Here is a 25,036-nt window from a genome sequence, read left to right as displayed (position 1 = left end):
GGTAAAAGCTGCACAGTCATCAAAATCATCAAGATTACTTACAATCAGCGTGCAGCCATCAAATGAAACCTCTTGAAAAATAGCATTTACGGGATTTTGAAAACCAAATTGGATGCGAATACAAGTTCCTGGACTTAATTTTCGTAGCAAACGACGAATGTGATTATGTCTACAATCAAAGCGACGACGGCGAAAATCGTCATCAAAATCATGATCAAAACGGCACATAGTATGGCCCCCTTTTTTCCTTTTTCTATCTGTACATCGTATGACAGAACTTCGTAATTGATATGGGTATACGTTGAGTTCATAAAATAGAAGAGGATAGGAAGCGTTCTACTTATTTTAAAAAATCCCCCATTTAATGATAGGTCAATAAAATAGATATAGAAAAAAAACAAGTCTGCAGCTATTTTAGAAGACGCAGAACAGGTGAATCCTCATATTTCTTTCTGTTGTAGCATAAACATGCCAGATGGAAAGAAAAAAGTGATGTATGGTTTATCTCAGCTATCAAAAGGAAGTCAATTTCTTCGATTGATAGAAACGCTAACTTTTTAGCATAGCCCTCTTATCCCACTATATTGGTATGGGATAAGAGGGCTAAAACTGAAATGGAGGATTGTCGATGAATCAAAAATGTAATCATAATGAATATGAGACACTGGATAGTGATAGCATGCCTTGTCAGCTGAGGTATCCACTTGCGAATGTACCAGGTTCTGAGTTGCAAAACATGAATGATCAAAATGTGATGAACATGAGTGTTGGAAGGGCCTACAATATAGCGCAACAGGCAAATGTAAATGAGGCTGTCTCTACAGCGTTAAGTGTTACTGAAGCTACTCTTTCAAACACCGGAACAGCTCGTAGTAGTGTAGCACTTGCAGCGAAAGGTATTGCTGCCATTTTTAAAATCCTCTGGAAACAACGTAAACAACAAACGCAATGGCGACAATTCATGGATGCAGTAGAATACCTTATAGATAAAAATATTACAATTGCCGTACGAAGCAAAGCTATTTCAGAATTAGAAGGTGTAGAAGCTACCCTGGAGTTATATCAGGAGGCAGCCCAGGATTGGAATCAAAATCCTAGTAATGCAGCTACTCAAGCACGGGTACTTTCACAATTCCGTATTACGAATTCGTTTATGGAGTATGCTATGCCCTCATTTCGAGTGCTGGATTTTGAGGTTCCTTTACTAACCGTGTATGCACAAGCAGCTAATTTACATTTGCTCTTATTACAAGATGCAGTTAACTTCGGAAAGGACTGGGGGATGACCCCGGCAGAAGTTGTGGATTTTAATACTAGGTTTCGAAGACGTACAGCAGATTACACGGATTATTGTGTGAATACCTATAAGGTAGGTTTAGACAAAGCCGTCGCCTTAAAACCGAATATAAAAGACTATAATAAATATCCATATTTAAAAGGGTATACCACTAGTGGATCTACGACTGATTTTTACATTCCCGTGATTCATTGGAATCTTATGAATGATTTTCGAAGAGACGTGACTCTTATGGCATTAGACTTGGTAGCAATATGGCCAACATATGATATAGAAAAATATACAAACCCCAATGGTGTGAATATTCAATTATCAAGGGAGGTCTATTCAACAGCGTACGGTAAAGTTGAAAATAAATCGCAAAATTGGGAAGTTATCGAACGTAATTTTGTGCGGTCACCTCATCTCGTTACGTGGCTAACAAACTTAGCCTTTTATATGTCATCAAATCCTGGCTATTTTGATTTGGAGCAATATGCAGGGATAAAGAGCAGGCTGTCTCTCACAGGCAGTAATTCCACCTGGGAGGAAGGGCTGTCACCTGTTCAGGCATATTCTTCGATCCAGAACGTTACATCTAATGACATTGGTGGCCTGAGAATAACAACTAATGAAGTCACGTGTGCATTTGATTTTAAGAATCCTATAGGTGCAAGGATTAAGGCTTTTGGAAAATGTTATGAGTCGTCCTTCGGGGGGCAGTATGCGTATGTACATGAGGCAAGTATATCTCCTCCTTCCAGTTCTTATCCAGCCACGCATCGCCTATCCTATGGAAATGCAATGGAATCTAAACTTGCAAGTGGCACTAAGGGGTTAAAGTGTGTAGGATTATTTGGATTTGGCTGGTTGCATAACAGCTTAACACCAGAAAATACAATAGTATCTGATAAAACGACTCAAATTCCGGCGGTGAAAGGAAATGCCGTAGATAATGGCGCTACGGTGGTAAGAGGTCCTGGTAGTACGGGAGGGGATCTTGTAAGATTACCTGCGTATAATCAGCAATGGACACAATTGCGTGTGAAAGTAAGACCGTCCGCCACTGCACGAACAAGAGGATATAAAGTTCGAATCCGATACGCAAGTGAAGGTAATGCCAATCTATTTGTAGGGAGGTATGATGATTCTTACGGATGGCGGGAAAACGATAACTATCCGGTTGAACGAACGTTTTCCGGAAGTATGACATATAGCGCTTTCACTTACTTGGATACCTTCAATTTTTCCGCAAATGAAGAAGAATTTAAAATAGAGCTACGTTGTAATAGTGGTGGCCCTATCTATATTGATAAAATTGAATTTATTCCAGAACCAGAACCACCAACGCCAGAACTACCAGTAACTCCTGGTATCTATCAAATCGTGACAGCTTTAAATAATAGTAGTGTTGTAGATATGGATCCAAGCACTAAGAATGTTCACTTATGGCAAAATGGTAATGCTGCTAACCAAAAATGGAGGTTCGTTTATGATTCGGGTCAAGGAGCGTATCAAATTAAAAATATAGCGGATGAAAATTTAGTATTAACTTGGCAGCGGTCGGAAGGAGATAATGTGAGAGCAGTCTCTAATGCAAACCGTCCAGAGCAGTATTGGATCATTCAACAGAGCGTTGTAGATACAGAATATGTTTTTTTACAAAATAAGTCTAATCAAACTAGAGTATTAGATGTAAGTGGTTCTGGTACTGCAAATGGAACAAATATTGGAGTATACACTAATAACGGCACCACAAATAAAAAATTCAAACTTACTAGGTTGAGTTAAAACGATGTAGTGTAATTATTTTTGGTTAAAATATACATTTAACACGCATCTTAAAGCAAAGCTCACGAAGGAGGATGTTCAATGAATTACAATGTGACAAAAGCGCGAGAGGCGGTCCATGCCTTGTTTTCGAATCCAACGACCTTACAATTGAACGTCACAGATTATCAGGTGGATCAGGTGGCAACATTAGTAGAGTGTCTATCTGATCAAATCCATCCAAAAGAAAAAATGTGTTTGCTGGATCAAGTGAAATGTGCAAAACGCTTGAGTCGGGAACGGAATCTATTAAACTATGGAGATTTTGACTCTTCAGATTGGTCTGGCGTAGATGGATGGAACATAAGTGCTCATGTATACACGATAGCGGATAATCCGATCTTTAAAGATCATTATCTCAATCTGCCAAGTGCAAATCATCCCATATTGAGTGATAAAATATTTCCAACGTATGCATATCAAAAGATAGAGGAAGCAAAGTTAAAACCATATACCCGCTACATCGTACGAGGATTTGTGGGGAATAGTACAGATTTAGAAATATTCGTCGCGAGATATGATAAAGAAGTGCATAAGAAAATGAATGTACCGAATGATATCATCCCAATCAATCCGTGTACAGGAGAATCTTTATTGCAATCAACTCCGTATCCCGTTATGTCAAGCAATAGGATGCCGCAAGACATGTGGTGTAATCCATGTGAGAATGGATATCAGACTGCAGCCGGGATGATGGTTCAACAGACAAATATGGTGTGTCAAGATCCACATGAATTTAAGTTCCCTATTGATATAGGTGAGCTCGATATGGAGCGAGATCTAGGCATCTGGGTTGGGTTTAAAGTGGGAACGACAGATGGTATGGCAACACTAGATAATATAGAAGTGGTAGAAGTAGGACCGCTAACGGGAGATACCTTAACTCGTATGCAAAAACGAGAGCCAAAATGGAAGAAAAAATGGGTAGAGAAACAAATGAAGGTTGAAAAGGCGGTACAAATCGCACGAGATGCGATGCAGACGTTATTCACAAATTCTAATCAAAATCGTTTGCAAACGGCTATCACATTACAGGATATTTTACGTGCGGAACAATTGGTGCAGAACATTCCATATGTATACAATGCATTCTTACAAGGGGATGTATCAGGAGTACCGGGTGTAGCGTATGCATATGACATGTTTCAACAACTTTCCGACGTCGTTGCGACAGCCCGGTGGTTATATGATCAGCGAAATGTGCTGATTAATGGGGGTTTCACTGCGGGATTGTCAAACTGGAATCGCACAGAAGGTGCAGACGTACAACAGATTGGAGAGGAATCTGTGCTCGTGATTTCAGACTGGAGTGCAACCATTTCGCAACAGGTGTGTGTGGAACCAGAACATAGCTATGTGTTACGTGTAACGGCAAGAAAAGAAGGATCTGGAGAAGGCTATGTGACGATTAGTGATGGTACGGAAGAAAATACAGAAACATTGAAGTTGATAGCTGGTGAAGGGGCGACAAGTCCGGCCGCATCTAATAACCGTTCTACACTTCGCGAACGCTATACTGAGCGTAATATGGTGACCTCTTATACAGAAGCATATGGAACAAATGGGTATGTTAGAAATCAAGATATGTCGAACTATCCATCAGACAATTATGGAAGAAATGCATATCCTGGCGCTACTCCTATGAATGATCAATCAGAGAGTTTTGGATTTACTCCGTACAGTGATGAAAATAGTATGATGAATGATCCATCGAACCATTACGAAATGAATGCATACCCTGGCAATATCAATATGCCAACGAATCAAGGGGCGGTGTGCAAATGCGGTTGCAATAAAAACGCATATCCGAATGAGAATATGACGATGAGCAACTATTCACCAAATCATTATGAACCCAATGTATATCTTAGCAACACAAACATGACCAATCATCAGGGAATGGGCTGTGGATGTGATGATAGCGTCGATGAATATCCGATGGTAGAAGAAAGTACCCTTGACCTTTCTGATTATGTAACGAAAACGGTGGAAATCTTCCCAGAAACGAATCGCGTGTGTATTGAGATTGGAGAGACAGCGGGAACATTTATGATAGAAAGTATAGAATTGATTCGAATGGATTGCGAATGATCCATTAGGTAGCAGGCTCCCTGAAGTAGTAGGGAGCCTGCTTGTTATGATATAAAACGTGAAACAATTTTTATGTGTAGAGAGGAAAATTGCTTCTATGGATGTTTCTTACAATTAACGACGCTCGCATTCTCGTGGAAGATCACATGGAATGGAACCCAGCGTAATTACATTAATCTTATCAACTACCAGATGCGCAAGTCCTGGAAAACAGTCAAAGTCAGATAAAATCACAAGTCCATTTTGAAAACCTTGAAATGTTCCTGTTGTTGGTGGTTGACAGTCGTATTGTATGATAATACATGTACCAGGGCTTAAGCGTCTTAAAAAATGTAGAATGCCATTTGTATAGTAACCTGCACTATAATTTTGATAAATCTCATTCTCGAGTGGTCTTTGCTCACATTGACAATGATTGTGTTCGTTTTTCATTTTATCAGGCCTCCTTATGTTTACAGTGCACTCTATGTCTGTAGAAACAATTGGGTGTATGTACCATAAAAAAAGGTAACTACTCAGCCTCCAAAAGGAGGCTGAGTAGTTACCCTTTTATTCTACATCTATACCAATCGGGCTATCTTCCACTACGATTGTATCCACCACAACATTATCTTTTACCTTGATCACCGATACATTATTTGAACCAAAATTTGCTACATAAACAAATTTTCCATCCGAAGTAATCGTGATCCCTCTTGGCTGAAGGCCAACAGGGATCGTTGTAATTACAATATTTTGTTTTATATCAATGACAGACACAGCATTCGCCCCAAAGTTTGCTACATAAGCAAACTTTCCATCTCGAGTCATAACAATCCCTCTTGGTTGAGGGTTTACAGGTATGGTGTCAACAACCATGCTTTGTTGGACATTTATGACAGACACAGTATTTGAATTACTGTTTGTTACGTAAGCAAATTGTCCGTTTGGTGTGAACATAACTTGTCTTGGCCCATCCCCAACCGCTATTGTACCAATCACCATATTCGTTTTCGTGTTAATTATAGATATATTATCGGTTCCATCATTCGGAACATATAAAAGTTGATCATTTGGTGAAACAGCGCCTAAAATAGGTCCATCCCCAACCGGAATTGTTGCAATTACCAAATTTGTCTTACTATCAATAACTGATACAGTATCTGAACCATTATTCATCACATACACACGTTTTCCGTTCGGACTAATGACAATACCAGCGGGATGATTTCCAACAGGTATGATAGTACTAACACTTTGCTGTTTTACATCTATCACGAATACATTATCTGAATCAAAATTTGCTACATAAGCAAATTTTCCATTTGGAGTAATGGCTACACCATATGGACCTGTACCAACAGATAGATTGTTTATTACAGTATTTGTTTTGGTATCAAATATGGTAACAGTATTTGAACCACTATTTGCAGTAAATCCTAATTTCGCCATCTGACACGCCCCTTATTTCATCTTTCTTTTTTGTTTGAATGATTACATGTTAGTATTGTTACACTCTTGGTTCTATTACAAAGTTAATTTTAAAAATTGAGTGATTCGAATAAAATTATTTTATGTGATTTTATGGAGAAGTTTCTCCACAGATAAGAAATGTTTGCACCAGAACGGATTTGACTATAGACAGGTAAAAATCAGTTTGACAGCTTATCCAAATATGTGTGTAGACAAGTACACCCTTTAAGAGATGTATACATATAATGAAATGATAAAAAATATATTATCTATCTGTTTCTATCAATGGATAAGGATAGAAATTTGATTCTATGAAAATGGAGGGAATGTGTATATGTGCAGACAATGTCATCATGATTCTCATCATAAAAGAATGTCTTCACCCATCTGTCAATTTTTGAAAACATTAACAGCGGGGGATGATGTGGATACACTCATTATTGGTGGACATGATAAAAGTGTAGATGCGTTTGTAAGTTTTGATAGAAAAACTGGAGTTGCGACATTTGTTCGAAATAATGGTACGGTATTTGTCGTAGGTTGTGATCAAATCGATGCAATTCTGATTGATGATTAGTAGAATACAATCAAAATTGGGTAAAAAAGAGACAAGCTTTTTCAAGGATGTAAGAATAGAACCATTCTGACTGAAATCAGTAAGAGAATGGCTACTTTATTACTACTAAGTAGGTAAGTCAAGCACGTTCTGATTTTATGCTTTGTGTTTATTATGATGAAATCATAATATGTATGGGTTACACAAAAGGAATACAGTTTTATCATGTCTTTTGATAGAAAAAAGCTGAGTAGTTACTTTTTTTCTATCAAAAAATGTACACTCATTATGAAAAAAAGACGAAATCTGTTCTATGTCCCTTTTGAAACTATGTATGTGTGGATTCATATGTTATAATGAGAAAAATTTCGTTTCGTTTGACGAAATCCCTAGAAAGTATCGTGGAAATCCCCTAACAAATAAGTTAGGGGATTTTTTTGTGAAGAGGCGCAAAGTTATTTATATATATAATCAATATAGAGCGTTGACAGAATATGAAAAGGAGCGCATATTCTGAGTCAGCAATTTCATAACAATGGGAATAAAATAGAGGAGAGATGCCCCCCCCCCTTTTTTGTAAAGAAGTCACCGTTTCAAAATGTATACGTTTTGAAACGGGGCTTTCTTTACCGCTTTTACACTTCATAATAATAACAAAATGAATTTTGAAACATGTCATGTGCATGGTACAGAATATGACATGAAAATATGATACATTTATCCTATAACATCTCAAATTCTAGCATACAGGTTCAAAGATAGATAGGAGGAATTTATATGAGGAGATTTTTTTATATAAGAGTTAGTAGTAAAGGTCAATCGATAGAAAGACAGTTGGCAGCGGCATCAGAACTTGAAATTAGTGAAGAATATATATGTATAGATAGAGCAAGTGGAAAAGACTTTAAGCGCCCTGAATATCAACTGATGAAACGTATGCTGAGAAAGGGCGATATTTTATATATACAATCATTAGATCGATTAGGTAGAAATAAGCAAATGATTTTAGCTGAATGGCAAGAATTGAGTCAAGAAAAACAAATTGATATCGTTGTCTTAGATATGCCCCTTCTCAACACAATGAGATATAAAGATTTGAATGGAATTGAAAACCTTATTTCAGACTTAATTTTACAATTATTAAGTTATATGGCTGAAGATGAACGAAAAAGAACACGGGAACAGCAAAAAAAAGGAATTGAAGTGGCTATGCAAAAAGGTATTACATTTGGTAGAAAGAAAATTGAAATTGATCATACATTTATATCCGTATATCAAGAATGGAAACAGCACAAGATTACGGCAGTAGAAGCGATGAAACGAGTAGGAATGAAAAATAATACATTTTATAGAAGAGTAAAAGAATACGAAGCTAGTCTGTAATAAACTTTCTTATTCTAGTTTTTCGTGGTTTAGTGGAGATAAGGGTACAGTTTTTAACATTTTAATTTTGAAAGAATGAAACGGTTTGTACGTGAGTTTACTTGTATAATACTGAAAATTAAGACAATTTATATTTTATCATCTGAAAAATCATGCAAAGAATATTTGTGGTTTGCAAATAGGTACAATCATTCTTTCAGAAAAACGGATATCTGTATGCATTTATTTTTGAATATGTATGATTTTTGTAACACCCTCAATGGATTGCTTTGCATGTATGTATAAAGTGTTCATTTTTAATCAGTTATAAAAGAGGAAAAACGACATCCTTTAAAAAAAATATATATAAACCTGTACGAAGGAGTGATGCCGTTGAAACATTTTAAAGGAATTTTAGACAAAGGAGCGATACCTATCGGTCAATCCGATAAATTAGGAAAACCTTTACGTCAATTTGATAAAATACAATACGAAAATGAGATGTATCTCATTATTTGGCATCCCATCTATAACGAATTTGTCGGTTCTCATGAAACAGGAAATTGGATTTCTTATACTGATTTACATAAATCTATTTGGATAAAAAATTTAAAAGAATCTTTTATGACTACAAGATAAAAAGGCTCTAACAACTTAGTTAGTTAAGTCCCGTTTAAGAATGTAAAATAGCCTAACATATCATGCAGCTTTTAAAAAAATGCATGGGTAAGACAACAGGATTACATATTTGAATCTCAAACATATGTGAAAGATTCAATCGTGACATATATAGAACAGAGAGATACCCCTATTTTATTCGTTTAGGGGTATCTTATTTTCAGTAGTATAATAGAGATAGTACTACACTTTTATTTTTCTGTTTTTAAGGGACCTCCGAAGTTTTCTAACAGAGAAGTTGCTTCTTCTAATTTAAATTGCAATAACATTTCTTTTTTAATGACTGTTTTGAGTGTATCCGTTACACTTTCATTGACTGCTAATAATTGATCAACAGAAAGGCTCCCAGCGGTGAAACCTGCTACAACCGCTTGGATTTTTTCTCCTTCGGCATTGATGACATGAGCCAATCCAAGTTCTTCCAAACCAATAGAAGCTAAAATAATAGCTACAGCTTGTTCAACTGTAATATCCAGACCCTCTGGAATCGTAGGCATACTCATACATATCACTTCCTATTCTCAACTTACTTATGAGCAGTGTATGATACATCGCCTCAATGGTGCGTAAAATGAAAAAAATATGAAATGTTATGAGGGATAAAAAAGAGATGAACACACAATAGATAGTGATTTTATCCGTATCAATGGGGCTGTTCCAACTCGTAAAGTTTGCTTTCCAACATTTAAATGAAGTAATGGAGCATTACTCAAAGGCATCACTTTGGATAGGAATAAAGTAATATTCTCTCATATCCACACAATAATATATTTTTTAATCAGAATAAACAGTAAAAAGAATTCACTTTTGTTTTTGGGTGTGAGGCAAAAGGCTGGGGTGAAGCGAAGCAAGGGGCTAGCCCCTCCTCGTGTCATAAAAATGACGTATAAGCATCTATTCATGAACAGGAGATTGAAGCGGTTCGGCAGGTACAATGGATAGTCTAAGTCGTGCGACCTCAATCTATGTTTTTGGTCTGTTCGGCTTGGCGACACACCATCACCTGCCGAATTTCAGTATACAATGGAGGAGAGGTGGAGATTTTTTGAATGATCTTCTCAAAAAATACGACCGGTCCATTGTATACTGAAAAGCTTGTACAGGAAGAACAGCTCGTATTTTCCTAGAAAATAAAATACGCCCCATACATGAGGCGTATTTAAGAAACCGTTTTCGAAATGTTGTCGTACTTAGTGTAACATATGTTTTTGATATGGATATGTGAGAAATAAAAATAATGAAAAAAGATGAACCTGGAGGGGAACAAAATAGTTATCACATCTAGGAATAACCAAAAGGTCTCCGAAACCGGTGTTTTGTATCGTGTTTTCCATTTGAATAGATTCAGTTAAAGGATGCTGTGTTGATGGAAAGAGACATCTGTTTATAAATGGAAAAAATAAAACATGACTCGTGGGATGCGAGTCATGTTCAGGAGATAACGAAATGATACGTCTAGTATACTATTTTCATTTTAGTTGGGAAATCAATGAAAATCGGAATGATTTTACAAATATTGAGGGGATATACAAAAAAATGTTTTTCTCTCTAGAGAAACATTCCAAGCGATTATTTGGATACACAGGTGATATCATTTGAGAAAAATAGATAGCATGCAAATACATATTTCGCAATACGTGTTCATACAAACATGGAGAAGAACAAACATGTAATCCTTACATGAATAAGGAATGTCACGAAGGAAATATTTCACTTCTGTTCCTATTCTCTATCTACCTATACCGTTTGAAGTAATTGTATGCAATCTAATCGTTGTAACTGTCAATATCGTTGGTTACAACGACGCTCCCATCTACATTCACGAACCCAACGACAGTTAGGAGGATACGGTCGAGGACGGTGATACAGTTGTTGTTGATCATAAGTAGGGTTTGATTCATATACTTGTTGTCTAGCGTTTACATTTGATCCAGGTTGATAAACCAATGGAATCTCTCCTTTTATCCAAAATGGAAATGTTTATATTGTTCGTCACAAAAGTATGATATGCGGAAAGAACCATTCGATATAAGCAGATGCCTAAAAAACAAGCCTGTTTTTAGGTGTTTGCACTAGACAAGGGTTTAGGTGGAATCATTTAAGGTATTAGTTCTACATGTGATGTAGAAAAGACTTCCTCTCTCCTTGAAAAAGTTTTCTTTTTTTGATCAAATAGAAAAAACGGTTGACCAGATAGATTTCTCTCTGTAAGAGAAGAAAATAGATTCTCACCTACCAGAAACATACGAGCCATCACTTCATTTTAAAAGATAGGTAGAAACAGACCATAATCCAAAGCATGTCCTACAAAAAAAAGAAAGGCGAGGATCATGGTCCATCTTCTATTTGAAAAAGGGGGCTCAGATTCTCATCTCGAGAGTAATTGCGTTTTCCAATCCCCCGATCTTATCCCTTGCCTGTTGTTTCAAACTAAAGCGTTTGCGTCAATTCTGAATGTAAAACTCTTTGTGCAGAAATAATCGTCCCCACACTTCTTCCATAAACAGAATAGATGCCGCCATTTTGATTCGGAACAATTTCAACCTCATATTGGGCTGCTTGTCCTAAGTTAGGGTGAACCAAGCTTAGCGTGATAAAATCAGAAGCATTTGCCGGTACAGCAAAAGAAACTTGTTGAATTAATAGTCTTGTCCCATTCAAACGAAAAGACCGAACAATCCCAGTGAGTGGACTTCCGGTGCGATTCAGAATTTTGACTCTCGCATTATTTGCATTCGCCGGTTGATTGCCCTGATTTTCAATCGGTCCAGTAGTAAAAGGCATGTCACATACACCTCCTATTCAACGAAAAAATAAATCCCTCATGCAGAAAAAACATCAGTCATAAATCAGATTCCTATTTCTCAATAGAAAAGGAATGAAAGCGAGGATTTGAAATCCTACAATCGCGAGTCAAAAATGGTACACATTTTTTCCAAAACTTGATAACAGAACCATTGTTACTAGCAAAAATTTGTTCCACCTATCTGATAATGCCCTTTCAAAGGACCGGATGCAGAAATGGCAAGTTTCGTTGTATCACATAATCCTATATTAAACAAGTAAGGAACGCGAGTAATCACATAAGGAAATGTGTCTGTACTACCATCTTGCCTTGTGGCCTTAAAGGTAACGGTAGAACCTAATTCTGCGACTTCGAGGGATAATATGACGTGTATACCTGTTGCAGTACCATCTGTTTCGTATAAAGGATAATCAATCAATGTCTCACCTGCCGGAAGATTAAAATCGATTCTCGGCCCGAGTGGATTCGTTCCTTCTCTCACACGAAAGTGAAATTTCTTCATAGCAAACACCTACCTTCCTATCGTATATTCCATATATTATATGCCACCCATGCACATATGGTATAGGTACCAATGGAAAGAGCACGTCCTTTTATAAATCCCGTTCTAACCTATTGCTGACCACATATAATTATTTTGTATGTTTTTTCATGAAAATAGAGAGAAAAGAACAAAAAAAGAATGATTTCGACAAAGGGAGAAGCAAACGAATCGGGAATAGTACAGAATGAGGAAATGATTACCGTACATATGATATTCTATTATCTTGAAACCAGTCCTGATTTTTCATTTTTTCTTATTTTAAATCTGTGTGTATGGCAAACAAGAACATGGAATGCTGTAGATAAAACTAATCCGTTCTTCTTTTTATGAGAAGGCAAGAGAAAGATAGGAGGATTGTTGATGAATCAAAATTATTATAACAATGAATATGAATTCATGAATAGTGGTGACGTGTATCAGCAGCCAAGATATCCTTATGCGCAGGCACCAGGATCTGAAGTGCAAAATATGAATTATAAAGATTGGATGGATAGGTGTGCACGAGGGGAATCCGGAGATGTATTTTCTACAGCTGCCCTTAAAGGGGCGATTGTTACGTCTTCAGGTATTGCGTGGGCTCTTCTTGGGCTTATTCCAGGTGCAGGTCCTATACTATCCGCAGTTGCAGGCGTAATAAATGTAGCCGTTCCATATATATGGCCAGACCAGGAAAGCGATACGCCCCCTAGTCAAGCAACACAATATAAGTGGAGCGAACTAATGAATGCTGCTCAGGAACTTACTGACACAGCAATTGAGACAGAAGTGAAAAATAGGGTTCTTCAAGAATTAGTAGGGCTTCAAAGGACTACAAAATTATATCAAGATGCTGCTTGCGATTGGAGCCAAAGCCCAGATGATCCAGAACTTAAAGAAACTGTTAGAACACAGTTCCTTGCTTCAAATACGATATATTATGATAGAATGCCTATTTTTCAACAACAAGGTTTTCAAGCAGAATTATTATCTTCATTTACTGAAGCCGCTAATTTGCATTTACTTTTGTTAAGAGACGCGGTTAAATATGGGTTAGCGTGGGGGCTAGACCAGGTAACAGTTAATCGATATTATCGATACCTAAAAGAAAATACAGCAAGTTACACAGCATATTGTATTTCGACATTTAACAACGAATTAGCGAGACTAAGTACAGGAACTCAGGGAGCTGCTTCATGGAATAATTATAATAAGTATCGTACGGGTATGACAATTATGTCATTAGATATTGTAGCATTATGGCCAACATTTGATCCAATTTTATATCCACTACCAGTCTATTCACAACTTACACGTGAAGTATACACACAGGCATGTGGAAGGTTGGACGATAGCCCTTCGATGCAGACGATTGAATCTGGGTTAGTTAGGCCGCCGCATCTGTTTACCTGGTTGAGAAGCTTTATATTCGGAGTCGATACGACATCGGATAGTCGGTCTACGTTCCTTACTCGTTATAAATTAGGTTTTAGCTATATTTCTTCTAAAGGTTTCATAAATGGAGAACCAGGAGAAGCTGAATTGATGGAAACCTCATGGATTGGACCTAGACCTGGAAATACCACCAATCAGGGAACTCCTGATTGGGCCAATATATATAATACACATGTGAATCCAGGTTTCACTAATAATTCTTTTTCTCCTGAAAATTTAAACACACTTACTTTTCGGGGGCGCCATGAGGTCTCGCACTTGGGCTTTTATTCTTTGATTGGTGGTCAGTCGGAGTATGGTGGGCGTTACACAAGTCAGGTAGGATTCCCTTGTATTAATCCTACCCAATGTGACACTTCAAGATCTTGTTTGGATACATGTAAACCTAGCAGTACACCAAATATAGGTAGTGTTTGTGAGGATGTAATATTATATAGTGAACGGTTGTCATGGCTGGCCGCATTCAGAAGTGAACGACTATTTGGCACTAATGCTCTTGATACTATTATCTATGCATGGACACACGCTAGTGCGAAAGCATATAACATTATAGATAAAAATTACGTTAGTCAAATTCCAGTGGTGAAGGCATCTGGTGGTAGCGGATATAGCGTAATCAAGGGGCCAGGTAGTACAGGAGGAGATCTCGTTAGCTTGGCACCGAATGCTCGAATTGAGGTGCCGCTGTCCCCGCAATTCGAAATGTTCCCAATAGAAACTAAACCTTGTCGTATGAGAATGCGTTATGCATGTAAATTACAAACGAGGGTAAAAATTGGTATCTTTAGAAATGACGAGTGGGTAGTACAGGAGGAGGATATCGTTGTACCATCTACCCCATATTCTGGTGAACAAGCTGCGTTAACTTATAATGCATTTGGATATGTAAATCTTACATCCTTTAATCTTACATTCCCAAGTAATGAACTAATATATATTGAGAGAATAGATTCAAATGATGCAGATCCTCTCATCATCGACAAAATCGAATTCATTCCAATTGAGGGTTCTGTTGAAGTTTTTGAAGCGAAAGAAGATTTAGCAAAAGCGTGGAAGGCAGTGAACGCCTTGTTTACAAATGATGGGAAGCATACACTACAGTTGAATATCACGGATTATCAGATTGATCAGGCCGCAAGATTGGTAGAGTATATGTCTGATAAGATGTATCCAAAAGAAAAAATGTGCTTACTCGATCATGTGAAATGTGCGAAACAACTGAGTCGCGCTCGTAATTTATTATACTACGGTGATTTTGAATCTTCTGATTGGTCTGGTGAGAATGGCTGGAACACAAGCACTCATGTGTCCGTGGCATCCGACAATCCAATCTTTAAAGGACGCTGTCTGAAGCTACCTGGTGCCAATCAGCCGCAATTTAGTGACCAGATATTCCCGACATATGCGTATCAAAAGATCGACGAATCGCGATTAAAACCGTATACACGCTATAGGGTTCGCGGATCTATTGGGAACAGTAAAGGGTTAGAAGTATTCGCCACACGATATGAGAAAGAAGTACACAAACACATGAACGTACCAAATGATATAAAACCAACGAACCCATGTACGGGAGAATATCCATTGGAACAAGGTTCCTATCCTGTGGTGATAAACCAAGTTATCCCGCAAAACATGTCCTGTGGTCCATGTGAAGATGGCTCACAGATGATGATGCAACAAACAAGTATGGTATGTGCAGATCCACATGAATGGGAGTGTCACATTGATACAGGTGAGCTTGATATCAATCAGAATCTGGGCATATGGGTTGGCTTTAAAATTGGAACGACAGATGGCCTAGCGACACTAGATAATATAGAGGTAATCGAAGAAGGTCCGTTAACGGGAGAAGCATTAACTCGTATGAAAAAACGAGAATACAAATGGAAACAAAAGTGGAACGAGAAATACATGAAAATCGAAAAGGCTGTGCAAGTCGCACAACGTGCGATTCAAGGCTTATTCACACATGCAGATCAAAGCCAATTGCAAGCCTCCGTCACATTACAGCATATTATAGACGCGGAGAAATGGGTACAAAACATTCCGTATGTGTATCATCCATTCTTAGTCGGAGCTTTACCAACCGTACCAGGAGAAGCCTATGATATCTTCCAACAACTGTCCGGTGCCGTTGCGAAAGCACGGGTGTTATATGAACAACGTAACGTGCTAAGAAATGGAGACTTCAATGCAGGACTATCGAACTGGCAGGGAACTGAGGGGACGCAGGTACAACAGATAGGGAATACATCTGTGCTCGTCATCTCAGATTGGAGTACAAACGTTTCCCAACAAGTATGTGTCCATCCTGAACATGGCTATGTGTTACGTGTCACAGCGAAAAAAGAAGGTTCAGGGGAAGGCTATGTGAAAATCAGTGATGGTACGGAAGAAAATACAGAAACACTGAAATTTATAGCGGGAGAAAGTGCAACAAGTTTGGTACCACCGATGACGCCGTCTCGTGAATCCTATTATGAGCAAGATATGACGAACTATCCAGCAGAACCAAGAGGACAACAGACATATGCAACTGGTAATCCTATGAATTACCAATCAGAGAGTTTTGGAATCAATCCGTACGGTGATGAGGATATGATGAACGATCCAGCACCTTATGCGGGAACAGATTGTGGATGTGGCTGCAGTAAAAAGGAATCGATGAGTTATCCACCTAACAACTATGAAATGAATGCCTATGCAGGTAACACAAGCGGGGCTAATCCTACCGGATCAAGTTGTGGATGTGGTTGCCATAGAAAAGTATACACAAGTGAAGATAACATGACTACGTACGTTTCTGAATCTCTGTCTGGTTATATCACGAAAACCGTTGAAATCTTCCCAGAAACGAATCGTGTCTGCATTGAAATCGGAGAAACAGCGGGAACATTCCTAGTGGAAAGTATTGAATTGATTCGAATGGGTTGCGAATGATCGAATAAGTAGCAGGCTCCCTGAAGTAGTAGGGAGCCTGTTTTTTTATGATATACATGTTAAAATCATTTTGATGTACCGAGATACGGATTCCTTCTATGGATAGTTCTTACAATTAGTAGCGTTCACATTCTCTTGGAAGATCACAAGGAAGAGAGCCAAGGGTAATCACGTTAATCTTATCAACTACAAGATGCGCCAGTCCTGGGAAACAGTCAAAATCAGATAAAATCACGAGTCCATGTTGGAATCCTTGGAATGTAGCCGCAACAGGCGGTTGACAGTCATATTGTATGACAATACATGTACCTGGGCTTAATCTTCTTAAAAAGCGTAAAATGCCATTTGTATAGTAACCTGCATTACAATCTTGATAATTTTCATTCTCGATAGGTCTTTGTTCATATTGACAATGATTGTGTGCCATTTTTATCAGGCCTCCTTTTGTTTACAGTGTACCTTATGTATGGAGGAACAATTGGGTGTATGTACCGTAAAAAATCTGGTGTAAAAAAGAAAAAAATATAGATTTCTCACGTTAAGATCTTTTCATCTAATCATGAAGTGCTGATCGTAGCCTTTCAGGTGAGCGAATAAGAGAACGAACAAACCATTTGTTTTTAGATTACACAATGAGGCAAGGGGAAAAACCTGCTTTATCTAATTAGCAGGTAAAGGTTGGCGGAGTGTGTTGCGAACTTCTCCAGAGTGAGCTGAATTCCAGAGAAGTTTTGGGGAGGGAGCGGACTAGTGGCACATTTGAAGGAGAGACAGTTCGAATAAGGTATGATTTTAATAGCTTCCCTGTACTTGTCGTTTTTCTTTACGCTATCGAGGAGTATTTGAAATATGGAAAGAACGTGGCATATCGATTCATCCAACGACCATTATGCGTTAGGTCCATCCATATAAATCTAAGTCAAATTAACGAATTTACCTTCATTTGAAGAAAACCACTGACTCGTGGCGTACTGATGAAACCTATATTAAAGTGAAAGAAAAATAGATGTATTTGTATCACGCTGTGGATGCCGAAGAAATCCCGATTGATTTTTATGTGAGGAGAAATAGAAAAGTGAAATCTGCTATAACGTATTAATCATCTCTTCGCTCTTATTACATAACAGTAGATTCCTAACAGAATTTGTCACTCTCTTTCAAATTTGATTCACTTTGCAACAGAACCTAAAGAAGACTCCGTATCTGTTGAAGGAGCCTTCTATCTATCAGATCATTCGCAGTCTATTCGAATCAACTCAATGCTTTCCACCATAAATGTACCTTCGGTTTCTCCTATTTCGATGCGTACGCGATTTGTTTCTGGGAAGATTTCAATCGTTTTTGTTACATAACCAGAAAGGGACGAACTATTTTGTTCTGTCATAAAAGAAGGCGATGGATACGACTCTGTTCCGTAACTTTCAGCCTCCTAATTAGGCATGTTGGTAGAATTAGAATAGGCATTCATTTCTGCATTGTTAGATGGATAGTTCATCATATCATTCTCATTCGAATAGGCGTTTGTGTTACAACCACATCCGCAACCCATTCCATGATTTTTTGTCATGTTGCTATAACTAGAGTAGGCGTTCATTCCATACGAAACATTTTGATCACCATATGGATTAAATCCGAAACTCTCTGATTGATTATTCATGTTATTATTACCTGGACCGAAATTTCCTGCGTATCGATTAGATGGAACATTCATCGTATTGTTACTACCCACATACGGCGTTTCCCCCGTACTTTCTGTCTCTCTATACGTATCTTGAAGGGATTCAGTAGACGACATCCGTTCTTCATCCGATGACCTGGTCAAGAAAAACTGGAACATGAAATAGATTACGCAATTGATTTTGAATACTGATACGGAGTCATTCCATTTAATGATGAGTGCGGACGAATGGAATGATAATACATATAAATAAATTCAGCTACTAACTGAGTTACTTGAGCGAGAGAAATCAGTTTTTCTCCATGCAAACATTCACGTTTAAAGATGCTAAAAAATGATTCGATCACAGCGTTGTCCCAACAGTTCCCCTTGCGGGACATACTTTGTTGAATCTTTTGTTGCTTACAAAAATCAGTAACTGTATAACTGGGATCCTTGATCACTATGAAATACAATCTTTTTGTGACTTCCATAAACATTTCTAACTTGCTGAATTGTATCCTTTACTAGTTGCGCATCTTGGTGAGTATCCAAAGAATAACCAAGCACCCGCCGGGTGCTAATGTCTAATGCAGCACAAAAATATACTTTCAATCCACTCACTAAACGAAATTCTGTAATATCACATACAACTGTTGGAACGTCTTTCTTACCAGGTTTAAAGGAACGCTCTAGTACATTTGGGAATGTATGATGGTCTTGCTTTCTTTTTTTATAATACGTGACAACTTTTGACTTTAATCCAGCTCGACATAAAGCTTGTCTTACTTGAGATAAGCTCACCATAACATCTCTATTTATAAGATAACGGTACAGTTTTCGATATCCCATTCTACCTTTTAAACGTTTAAATTGCATGGCAATATAAGCCGCTGTCTTTTTACGTTTTTTCTGACCTTCAGTGGCTTTACGATGAAAATAGTCGTAAAAACCACTCACAGACACTTGTAATCGATAGCAAAGCCAGCGCACTCCAAATATGTGGTGATATTGTTTGATAAACTGAAAACGTGTTAGTTTTGGTTTTTGGCAAAGAAGGTTGCCGCCTTTTTTAAAAATTCATTTTCCTTTTTTAATGCCTGGATTTCTCTTCGTAAAGAACGTAGTTCTGCCATATCAGTTCCCTTACTATCTAAAAGTGGAGACGAATATTTTTTTATCCATGAATTAAGAGTCCCGTGTCCTAGATCAAATTCTCTTTGAATACTGGAGATTGTACGCCCTTCTTTGATTACCAATTCAACACATTGTTTTTTAAACGTTTCATCATACTGTTTTTTCATCTGAAACACCTCTTATATAGAATAACTTATCTCTATACTGTGTTCCAGTTTTACTGTACCACCTCAATAAAAGTGCTTTAATGTCTTTGTACGCACCGTCCCTTAGAGCCTGTTTATAGTCTTATAAATATGTTAGGATGTATGCAAAAACAGGAGATGAGTGTATGTCTTATCCAAGTGATATCAGCCGTGAAAAATTCGAGATCATTCGTGAGGAACTAGAAACGTTTAGCAAACGCACAAGTCCGCGAAAGTATGATCTTTATGATGTGTTCAATGCACTACTCTATGTTCGGAGTACAGGCTGCCAGTGGCGTGCTTTACCAAAAGATTATCCCAAATGGCAAAATGTTTACCGCTACTATGCAAAATGGAGTAAATCCAATGCCGAAGGTAGTAGTCTATTAGAGACCTTATTAAAAAAATTGTTGGGCAAATAAGGGAAGCAGTGAATCGCCCCAAAAGCTCTAGCTTTAATATTGTCGATGCCCAAAGTGTTAAGAATGCAGATACGGCTGAACAAAAAGGTTATGATGGTGGTAAGAAAGTTTCTGGTATTAAACGACATATCAGTGTAGATATTCTTGGATTTCCCCATGCACTCCATGTTACCACTGCCAATGTCACAGATCGAAAAGGCGCACTCGAAATGTACGAGCAATATCCTGAATTGAAAGAAACCATAGAAGCCATCCTCACGGATGGTGGGTACACAGGAGAAAAGTTTCAAAAAGAAATTCAAAAGCTATTGAATGCTGAAGTACAAGTTGCCAAGCGGTCCGAATTGCATCAATTTCAAGTGATCCCTAAAAGATGGATCGTAGAGCGCTCATTTGCTTGGTTAGAAAAATACAGACGATTGTTCAAAAATGTAGAGAGAAAACTAGAAACAAGTAAACAAATGGTTGTCCTAGGATTTATCGCTATTTTAATAAAAAGATAAGACTATAAACAGGCTCTTACAACTGTCATATTCCCAAAATCCACTTGCGCTTCTCCCGCAGGGTGCTCTAATCTTTCATACCGTGTTTCTTTTTCTATTTTCATTTGCGGTCTTCTATGCTGAATGTACTCACATACGGTTCGATACGAACCTTTAAAATTGTATTCTGTTTTTAGTTGATTGAATATCTTCTTATTTGTTCTTCGCTCTTTACGGCGAAGTTTACTATCTTCTTCTAACCAAAAATCTACAATTTCACCAAATTCACTGTCATACATCATTCCTGTTTTTGTAAAAATCGTATCATTATCCGAAGGATAAACTTCTCCATCAGCATATTTTTTCACTGTTCTCCAATTCTTTCCTACTTTTCTTGAAATCTCCGATATACTTAAATCATCGGTTTCTCTCAAATGTTTGATATAATGAATTTCGGGCATTGTTAGCATCCTTTCTAAGTCCTCCTGTTTCGCTTGGTAACGAAAGCAGTAAGGGAATTATTAAGGGCTGACAAGCCTATTTTTATACACTTTATCTATGTACAAAATCGTCGCTCGACTCTGTACTTTCATTTTGCACTAAACATATTGAGAACCAATTAACTATAAGAAGATGAATTTTATGTTATAACTAACTATAATTTTTAAATATATGTAAATGAATTTTTTCTTATCTTTTTTATTTATGTGATGAAAAAATCAGGTGTGGGAAAGAAAATTAAACAAGCGTTTGTTTAAAATATCTTGGCTATAAATCAGTGTGACAGATAAGAGGATGGTTTAATAATTATTAAGTAAGATAAGAGTTGTAATTGTCCGCTTTGTTAATTTTATCTTTTATTATATAAATTTTGCACAACAAAGAAAAAATTATTTTTTGACATGAAGACATAACATCTCTTTCGAAAGATAAACTCCGATATAAATACCAATTAGAACGATAATGTAATCACGATTTAAACAATGACGTTTCTGTACCCCTGGCTGGCTATCTCGAACCCCCTTTTCGAAATATTTCTCCATCCCCTTGAAAGCTTTTACTTCGGTGATGGCTTTTTATTTGGTATGATTAATATATAAAATTTTAGGGAAATGGAAAATCCGTACCTATTTTATTTAGATATGGATTTTTCTACTTCTAAGTTATAATAAAAAACCCCACATGAAACGGAGAGAATGGTACTATGTATCCTAAGTTTTTTGATAAAATGGCCTTTTCAAAAGAGCATAAAGATTTACTAATTCAGTTGTATAATAAAAAAATTACAAGAAACGAGTATAATCGTGTATTAAACAATCTATATGAGACAAAGCCTAATGTAAATGAAAATAAGAACCAAGATAACATGGATGGTTCTGTTGCAAAGCTTTCTAACAGATAAAGCATTGGTGTGATTGCAGATAGATTTATGCGATCATTAATAATTAGTGTACGTCGAAATAACGAAGTTTGGTTGTTGCAAATTTTGTTTCCATATTCCTGAACCCAGCGCATGAAAGTTGGTGGGTGAACTGAGATTCCACGTTCTTTTAAAATTTCAGAGGCATCACGATAACTTAAAGAAAAAAGAAAGTAGTAGCCCACTGCGATTAAAATAATATCTGTCTTGAACTGCCTTCCTTCAAAGTATCTCTTTTGTGTTTCCCCTTACAATTTTTTCTGAAATGTAGTCTCATTTAGGACACTTTGCAACAACACTTTACTATTCAAGTTTTCATGTTCATTAAATTGCGTCTAATAATATTAAGGTTTATTTATATATCCTTTGAATGAACCTTTTATATACTTATTTGGATATAAATCATTAATCATTGCGTATGGGCTTCCATTCCAGTATCTTGCTACTGGTGTCCATAGTCTATGCCTTTTTAACCACTTCATTGTGTATTGTTGTAATAATTGATTATCTGTCAGCTTTTCTTTTTCTTCAATTGTCCACCGTAATGCAACTAGCGCTTTCTCTCTCGTCCAAAAACCGCTCGGTGTCATCTTAAATTCCCATTCTTTAAATTGATTCGGATATAAATCATTAATCATTGCATATGGACTATCATTCCAATATAATTGACAGGCTCCTCTCAATCCTGATTGAGTTAACCATTTATTTTCGTATATATTCTTCAACTGATCTGGATTTAATTTTTCTTTTTCTTCAATTGTCCATTTCAGTACTTGTAACGCTTTTTCTTTCGTCCAAAATTTATTAGGAGCCTTAGTAAATTCCCATTCTTTGAATCGATTTGGATATAAATCATTAATCATCGCATATGGGCTTCCATCCCAAATCACCCTTAAAGGTGCACTTAGTCGCCGTTAATTTAACCATTTTTCCCCATAAATTTACAAGAGTTTTTGAGGCGATAATCTTTCCTCTTCTTCAATTATCCATTTTAATAATTGTAATGCCTTTTCTTTCGTCCAAAAATTTAACGGTGTCATTCTAAATTCCCATTCTTTAAATTGATTTGGATATGCATCATTAATCATCGCATATGGACTATTGTTATATTTATGCTTCAATACGCCACGTAATCGATACTTTGCAATTAATGAGTTATTCCAATTCTGTTTTATCTCTTCTTCGTTCCAATTTAAAATGTTTGTTACTAAATACCTTGTTACTCTTTTAGCCATTTCATTGTTTTCATCTAAATTCCAAGTATTTCGTGGGAATCTATTTCTTTTTCCATCTAATATCTCCTGATAGATGTCCTCTATAGTAATTGTGTTCATCTGCATCTTATAACCTCCACCTTAAAATGTATTAATATATAGTTAAAACGATTTTAGAACAATTATTAATATTGATAATATGAGTTTTTAGTGAATTGTAACCTGCGCACATCAACTAAATATGCATATAATTCTACATGCATGTTACGTGAAACACTTTTATTTACTGATATGTAGCGTTTAACGTTATTTACATAGAAATGTATTCTCTCTGTCGTCTTCCTTCGTTAAATATCAATCTGAGCGGTCGTTTTTCAAATTCTTCACAAAAACCAGGTGTTTTATTTGTCTTTTAGAACAGAATGCATACGTATTGACCCATCTGGATTAGAGATGAATCGTCAAATAAGAGGAATAATCATATACCGCTCGATGTTTCAACTCTTCATACGTGTATAACTTTTGCTTAGCAAATAATTTCGGATGTTTCTTTCTATAGTATCCAAACAATTCTTCTCCATTTTCCCGTATACGATACCGACGCGCTTGTCTGATTGCACCTGGTATTTCTTCAGGAGCAAACTGTTTAAGTATTTGTAATGCCTGGGCAGATGGGATTTCTTCCCCTGTTACATAGGCATGGATAAAGATAAGTTCTTTTAATGTTATATAATTGTAATGTGAATTCCCACTCATAGAAGAATCCCCTCCACGTTCATTATTTTCATCCGTACATGACTAGGCATATAAATGAATCTATCTGTTTAGCCTATAAGTATCTTTAGCGTTTGTTTCACTTTTTCATCGTCCATTCGATAAAATACTTCCAATCCTTTTCGCTCATAGGCTACGACTTTATGTAATTTTAGCCTGCCAAGATGTTGCGAAACAGTGGGTTGTGGTATGGCGAGGTACCGTTGTAATTCAGAAACATTTAATGAAGTTTTCTTTATTATTTGATGTACAATTTGGAGACGGACAGGGTGTGCTAATGCCCTTACTACTTCTGCAACACGTTCTAGTTCATTTGGATCCTTGTAAAAGGCATTTTTCATCTTTTTTCCTCTCCCATTCCTTTTATACAGAGTATTCCCTCTGTATAATACATTTTTCTGTTCTAGAATTTACAGCTCACAAACTATCTTGCACCATTTCATTTACACCTTTATACTGAAACAAGTATACATCACAATAAGAGGTGCCTTATGAACAAATCAGAATTAATCAAACAAGTCGCAATACAATCTGAACTAACAAAACCACAAGCAAGTCTTGCAGTAGATGCCGTATTAGAGACCATTCAACATGCACTACAAAATGGGGAACATGTACAGCTACTTGGCTTCGGCACATTTGAAGTAAGAGAACGTGCTGCACGTGAAGGCCGTAATCCACATACTGGTGAAGCTCTTACGATCCCTGCGGGAAAAACACCTGCCTTTAAAGCGGGGAAAGCATTAAAAGACGCTGTAAAAGCTAAATAATATTTC

The 25,036-nt window shown here is 37.0% G+C and carries 24 protein-coding genes and 3 pseudogenes; 10 read left to right on the top strand and 17 right to left on the bottom strand.

All coding sequences use genetic code 11. The features are described 5' to 3' along the window. Nucleotides 1-228 (bottom strand): hypothetical protein (locus ACP6L7_RS34995; RefSeq protein WP_430529840.1); only part of this gene is annotated, 228 nt, incomplete at its 3' end. Between the two features lie 400 nt (nucleotides 229-628). Between ACP6L7_RS34995 and ACP6L7_RS34990 the strand changes: the two genes are divergently transcribed. Both ACP6L7_RS34990 and ACP6L7_RS34985 read left to right on the top strand, forming a co-directional pair. After that, entirely contained in the window at nucleotides 629-3,067 is a 2,439-nt protein-coding gene (locus tag ACP6L7_RS34990) for an insecticidal delta-endotoxin Cry8Ea1 family protein (RefSeq protein ID WP_430529752.1), read from the top strand. 81 nt (nucleotides 3,068-3,148) lie between these two features. After that, the gene (locus ACP6L7_RS34985) at nucleotides 3,149-5,197 is read left to right on the top strand and encodes a hypothetical protein (RefSeq protein WP_430529751.1); all 2,049 of its coding nucleotides are present in this window, start codon (nucleotides 3,149-3,151) and stop codon (nucleotides 5,195-5,197) included. Between the two features lie 114 nt (nucleotides 5,198-5,311). On the opposite strand, the gene ACP6L7_RS34980 is transcribed toward ACP6L7_RS34985, so the two are convergent. After that, complete coding sequence (locus ACP6L7_RS34980) at nucleotides 5,312-5,629, bottom strand: hypothetical protein (RefSeq protein ID WP_430529162.1); 318 nt, start codon at nucleotides 5,627-5,629, stop codon at nucleotides 5,312-5,314. A 117-nt stretch (nucleotides 5,630-5,746) separates the two neighbouring features. Continuing rightward, nucleotides 5,747-6,628, bottom strand: coding sequence for a beta-propeller fold lactonase family protein (locus ACP6L7_RS34975; RefSeq protein ID WP_430529161.1), 882 nt, complete (start codon nucleotides 6,626-6,628; stop codon nucleotides 5,747-5,749). A gap of 355 nt (nucleotides 6,629-6,983) precedes the next feature. Between ACP6L7_RS34975 and ACP6L7_RS34970 the strand changes: the two genes are divergently transcribed. The 3 genes from ACP6L7_RS34970 to ACP6L7_RS34960 all read left to right on the top strand — a co-directional run bounded on the left by ACP6L7_RS34970 (nucleotide 6,984) and on the right by ACP6L7_RS34960 (nucleotide 9,206). Beyond that, nucleotides 6,984-7,226 carry a hypothetical protein gene (locus ACP6L7_RS34970; protein ID WP_430529160.1) on the top strand — a complete coding sequence of 81 codons (243 nt, stop codon included), beginning with the start codon at nucleotides 6,984-6,986 and terminating at the stop codon, nucleotides 7,224-7,226. A 756-nt stretch (nucleotides 7,227-7,982) separates the two neighbouring features. Beyond that, the gene (locus ACP6L7_RS34965) at nucleotides 7,983-8,588 is read left to right on the top strand and encodes a recombinase family protein (RefSeq protein WP_430529159.1); all 606 of its coding nucleotides are present in this window, start codon (nucleotides 7,983-7,985) and stop codon (nucleotides 8,586-8,588) included. A 366-nt stretch (nucleotides 8,589-8,954) separates the two neighbouring features. Then, nucleotides 8,955-9,206 (top strand): hypothetical protein, encoded by a 252-nt coding sequence (locus ACP6L7_RS34960; RefSeq protein WP_430529839.1) that lies wholly within the window; start codon nucleotides 8,955-8,957, stop codon nucleotides 9,204-9,206. Between the two features lie 230 nt (nucleotides 9,207-9,436). Here the strand turns inward: ACP6L7_RS34960 and ACP6L7_RS34955 are convergent, their stop codons facing one another. Further along, nucleotides 9,437-9,748: an alpha-helical endospore appendage domain-containing protein gene (locus tag ACP6L7_RS34955; RefSeq protein WP_430529838.1), complete on the bottom strand. Its 312-nt coding sequence runs from the start codon at nucleotides 9,746-9,748 to the stop codon at nucleotides 9,437-9,439. 943 nt (nucleotides 9,749-10,691) lie between these two features. On the opposite strand from ACP6L7_RS34955, the gene ACP6L7_RS34950 reads away from it, so the two are divergent. Beyond that, nucleotides 10,692-10,844, top strand: coding sequence for a hypothetical protein (locus tag ACP6L7_RS34950; RefSeq protein ID WP_430529837.1), 153 nt, complete (start codon nucleotides 10,692-10,694; stop codon nucleotides 10,842-10,844). Between the two features lie 183 nt (nucleotides 10,845-11,027). On the opposite strand, the gene ACP6L7_RS34945 is transcribed toward ACP6L7_RS34950, so the two are convergent. The 3 genes from ACP6L7_RS34945 to ACP6L7_RS34935 form a co-directional block, all read right to left on the bottom strand. Then, nucleotides 11,028-11,192, bottom strand: a complete 165-nt coding sequence (locus ACP6L7_RS34945) for a hypothetical protein (protein WP_430529836.1) — start codon at nucleotides 11,190-11,192, stop codon at nucleotides 11,028-11,030. Between the two features lie 483 nt (nucleotides 11,193-11,675). Next, complete coding sequence (locus ACP6L7_RS34940) at nucleotides 11,676-12,029, bottom strand: ATPase (protein WP_430529835.1); 354 nt, start codon at nucleotides 12,027-12,029, stop codon at nucleotides 11,676-11,678. Between the two features lie 179 nt (nucleotides 12,030-12,208). Then, nucleotides 12,209-12,553 carry a hypothetical protein gene (locus tag ACP6L7_RS34935; protein ID WP_430529834.1) on the bottom strand — a complete coding sequence of 115 codons (345 nt, stop codon included), beginning with the start codon at nucleotides 12,551-12,553 and terminating at the stop codon, nucleotides 12,209-12,211. 402 nt (nucleotides 12,554-12,955) lie between these two features. Between ACP6L7_RS34935 and ACP6L7_RS34930 the strand changes: the two genes are divergently transcribed. Next, entirely contained in the window at nucleotides 12,956-16,969 is a 4,014-nt protein-coding gene (locus ACP6L7_RS34930; RefSeq protein WP_430529833.1) for an insecticidal delta-endotoxin Cry8Ea1 family protein, read from the top strand. A 115-nt stretch (nucleotides 16,970-17,084) separates the two neighbouring features. Here ACP6L7_RS34930 and ACP6L7_RS34925 read toward each other — a convergent pair whose 3' ends face one another. The 5 genes from ACP6L7_RS34925 to ACP6L7_RS34905 form a co-directional block, all read right to left on the bottom strand. Then, entirely contained in the window at nucleotides 17,085-17,396 is a 312-nt protein-coding gene (locus tag ACP6L7_RS34925; RefSeq protein ID WP_430529832.1) for a hypothetical protein, read from the bottom strand. 1,002 nt (nucleotides 17,397-18,398) lie between these two features. Next, on the bottom strand, nucleotides 18,399-18,764 hold the full coding sequence (locus tag ACP6L7_RS34920) for a hypothetical protein (protein WP_430529831.1): 366 nt from the start codon (nucleotides 18,762-18,764) through the stop codon (nucleotides 18,399-18,401). Nucleotides 18,765-18,814: 50 nt separating this feature from the next. After that, entirely contained in the window at nucleotides 18,815-18,994 is a 180-nt protein-coding gene (locus ACP6L7_RS34915; protein ID WP_086408211.1) for an IS3 family transposase, read from the bottom strand. Between the two features lie 64 nt (nucleotides 18,995-19,058). Then, nucleotides 19,059-19,586 (bottom strand): DDE-type integrase/transposase/recombinase, encoded by a 528-nt coding sequence (locus ACP6L7_RS34910; protein ID WP_430529830.1) that lies wholly within the window; start codon nucleotides 19,584-19,586, stop codon nucleotides 19,059-19,061. Between the two features lie 74 nt (nucleotides 19,587-19,660). Then, complete coding sequence (locus tag ACP6L7_RS34905) at nucleotides 19,661-19,930, bottom strand: transposase (protein WP_230876755.1); 270 nt, start codon at nucleotides 19,928-19,930, stop codon at nucleotides 19,661-19,663. Between the two features lie 164 nt (nucleotides 19,931-20,094). Here ACP6L7_RS34905 and ACP6L7_RS34900 point away from each other — a divergent pair. Then, nucleotides 20,095-20,873 (top strand): IS5 family transposase gene (locus tag ACP6L7_RS34900; RefSeq protein ID WP_430529829.1). Its coding sequence is split into 2 segments (ribosomal slippage): nucleotides 20,095-20,356 and nucleotides 20,356-20,873, totalling 780 coding nucleotides; the frame shifts between segments, so codons are not numbered across the junction. A 14-nt stretch (nucleotides 20,874-20,887) separates the two neighbouring features. Here the strand turns inward: ACP6L7_RS34900 and ACP6L7_RS34895 are convergent. After that, nucleotides 20,888-21,322, bottom strand: a pseudogene (locus tag ACP6L7_RS34895) (IS21 family transposase); the annotation flags it as partial. Nucleotides 21,323-22,056: 734 nt separating this feature from the next. Here ACP6L7_RS34895 and ACP6L7_RS34890 point away from each other — a divergent pair. Continuing rightward, nucleotides 22,057-22,254, top strand: coding sequence for a hypothetical protein (locus ACP6L7_RS34890; RefSeq protein WP_322218197.1), 198 nt, complete (start codon nucleotides 22,057-22,059; stop codon nucleotides 22,252-22,254). Between the two features lie 92 nt (nucleotides 22,255-22,346). Here the strand turns inward: ACP6L7_RS34890 and ACP6L7_RS34885 are convergent. The 4 genes and pseudogenes from ACP6L7_RS34885 to ACP6L7_RS34870 all read right to left on the bottom strand — a co-directional run. Next, nucleotides 22,347-22,472, bottom strand: a pseudogene (locus ACP6L7_RS34885) (IS6 family transposase); the annotation flags it as partial. A 144-nt stretch (nucleotides 22,473-22,616) separates the two neighbouring features. Further along, nucleotides 22,617-23,612 (bottom strand): annotated as a pseudogene (locus ACP6L7_RS34880) (DUF4046 domain-containing protein). A gap of 321 nt (nucleotides 23,613-23,933) precedes the next feature. Then, nucleotides 23,934-24,242, bottom strand: coding sequence for a hypothetical protein (locus ACP6L7_RS34875; protein ID WP_430529828.1), 309 nt, complete (start codon nucleotides 24,240-24,242; stop codon nucleotides 23,934-23,936). Nucleotides 24,243-24,310: 68 nt separating this feature from the next. Continuing rightward, nucleotides 24,311-24,601, bottom strand: coding sequence for an ArsR/SmtB family transcription factor (locus ACP6L7_RS34870; protein WP_430529827.1), 291 nt, complete (start codon nucleotides 24,599-24,601; stop codon nucleotides 24,311-24,313). Nucleotides 24,602-24,751: 150 nt separating this feature from the next. On the opposite strand from ACP6L7_RS34870, the gene ACP6L7_RS34865 reads away from it, so the two are divergent. Next, on the top strand, nucleotides 24,752-25,030 hold the full coding sequence (locus tag ACP6L7_RS34865) for an HU family DNA-binding protein (protein WP_430529826.1): 279 nt from the start codon (nucleotides 24,752-24,754) through the stop codon (nucleotides 25,028-25,030). Nucleotides 25,031-25,036 lie beyond the last annotated feature (6 nt).

Source organism: Bacillus silvicola (genome assembly GCF_050524305.1).
GTDB lineage: Bacteria > Bacillota > Bacilli > Bacillales > Bacillaceae_G > Bacillus_A > Bacillus_A cereus_AT.
Note: the sequence above shows the minus strand (reverse complement) of the source record. Positions and strands in the feature narration are given on the sequence as shown.

Coding starts and splice junctions, on each gene's coding strand:
- ACP6L7_RS34905 (WP_230876755.1), bottom strand. CDS start 19,930: ATGAAAAAACAGTATGATGAAACGTTTAAAAAACAATGTGTTGAATTG.
- ACP6L7_RS34875 (WP_430529828.1), bottom strand. CDS start 24,242: ATGAGTGGGAATTCACATTACAATTATATAACATTAAAAGAACTTATC.
- ACP6L7_RS34985 (WP_430529751.1), top strand. CDS start 3,149: ATGAATTACAATGTGACAAAAGCGCGAGAGGCGGTCCATGCCTTGTTT.
- ACP6L7_RS34950 (WP_430529837.1), top strand. CDS start 10,692: ATGATACGTCTAGTATACTATTTTCATTTTAGTTGGGAAATCAATGAA.
- ACP6L7_RS34960 (WP_430529839.1), top strand. CDS start 8,955: ATGCCGTTGAAACATTTTAAAGGAATTTTAGACAAAGGAGCGATACCT.
- ACP6L7_RS34955 (WP_430529838.1), bottom strand. CDS start 9,748: ATGAGTATGCCTACGATTCCAGAGGGTCTGGATATTACAGTTGAACAA.
- ACP6L7_RS34870 (WP_430529827.1), bottom strand. CDS start 24,601: ATGAAAAATGCCTTTTACAAGGATCCAAATGAACTAGAACGTGTTGCA.
- ACP6L7_RS34970 (WP_430529160.1), top strand. CDS start 6,984: ATGTGCAGACAATGTCATCATGATTCTCATCATAAAAGAATGTCTTCA.
- ACP6L7_RS34935 (WP_430529834.1), bottom strand. CDS start 12,553: ATGAAGAAATTTCACTTTCGTGTGAGAGAAGGAACGAATCCACTCGGG.
- ACP6L7_RS34925 (WP_430529832.1), bottom strand. CDS start 17,396: ATGGCACACAATCATTGTCAATATGAACAAAGACCTATCGAGAATGAA.
- ACP6L7_RS34890 (WP_322218197.1), top strand. CDS start 22,057: ATGTATCCTAAGTTTTTTGATAAAATGGCCTTTTCAAAAGAGCATAAA.
- ACP6L7_RS34865 (WP_430529826.1), top strand. CDS start 24,752: ATGAACAAATCAGAATTAATCAAACAAGTCGCAATACAATCTGAACTA.
- ACP6L7_RS34920 (WP_430529831.1), bottom strand. CDS start 18,764: ATGTCGTCTACTGAATCCCTTCAAGATACGTATAGAGAGACAGAAAGT.
- ACP6L7_RS34975 (WP_430529161.1), bottom strand. CDS start 6,628: ATGGCGAAATTAGGATTTACTGCAAATAGTGGTTCAAATACTGTTACC.
- ACP6L7_RS34990 (WP_430529752.1), top strand. CDS start 629: ATGAATCAAAAATGTAATCATAATGAATATGAGACACTGGATAGTGAT.
- ACP6L7_RS34930 (WP_430529833.1), top strand. CDS start 12,956: ATGAATCAAAATTATTATAACAATGAATATGAATTCATGAATAGTGGT.
- ACP6L7_RS34965 (WP_430529159.1), top strand. CDS start 7,983: ATGAGGAGATTTTTTTATATAAGAGTTAGTAGTAAAGGTCAATCGATA.
- ACP6L7_RS34940 (WP_430529835.1), bottom strand. CDS start 12,029: ATGCCTTTTACTACTGGACCGATTGAAAATCAGGGCAATCAACCGGCG.
- ACP6L7_RS34980 (WP_430529162.1), bottom strand. CDS start 5,629: ATGAAAAACGAACACAATCATTGTCAATGTGAGCAAAGACCACTCGAG.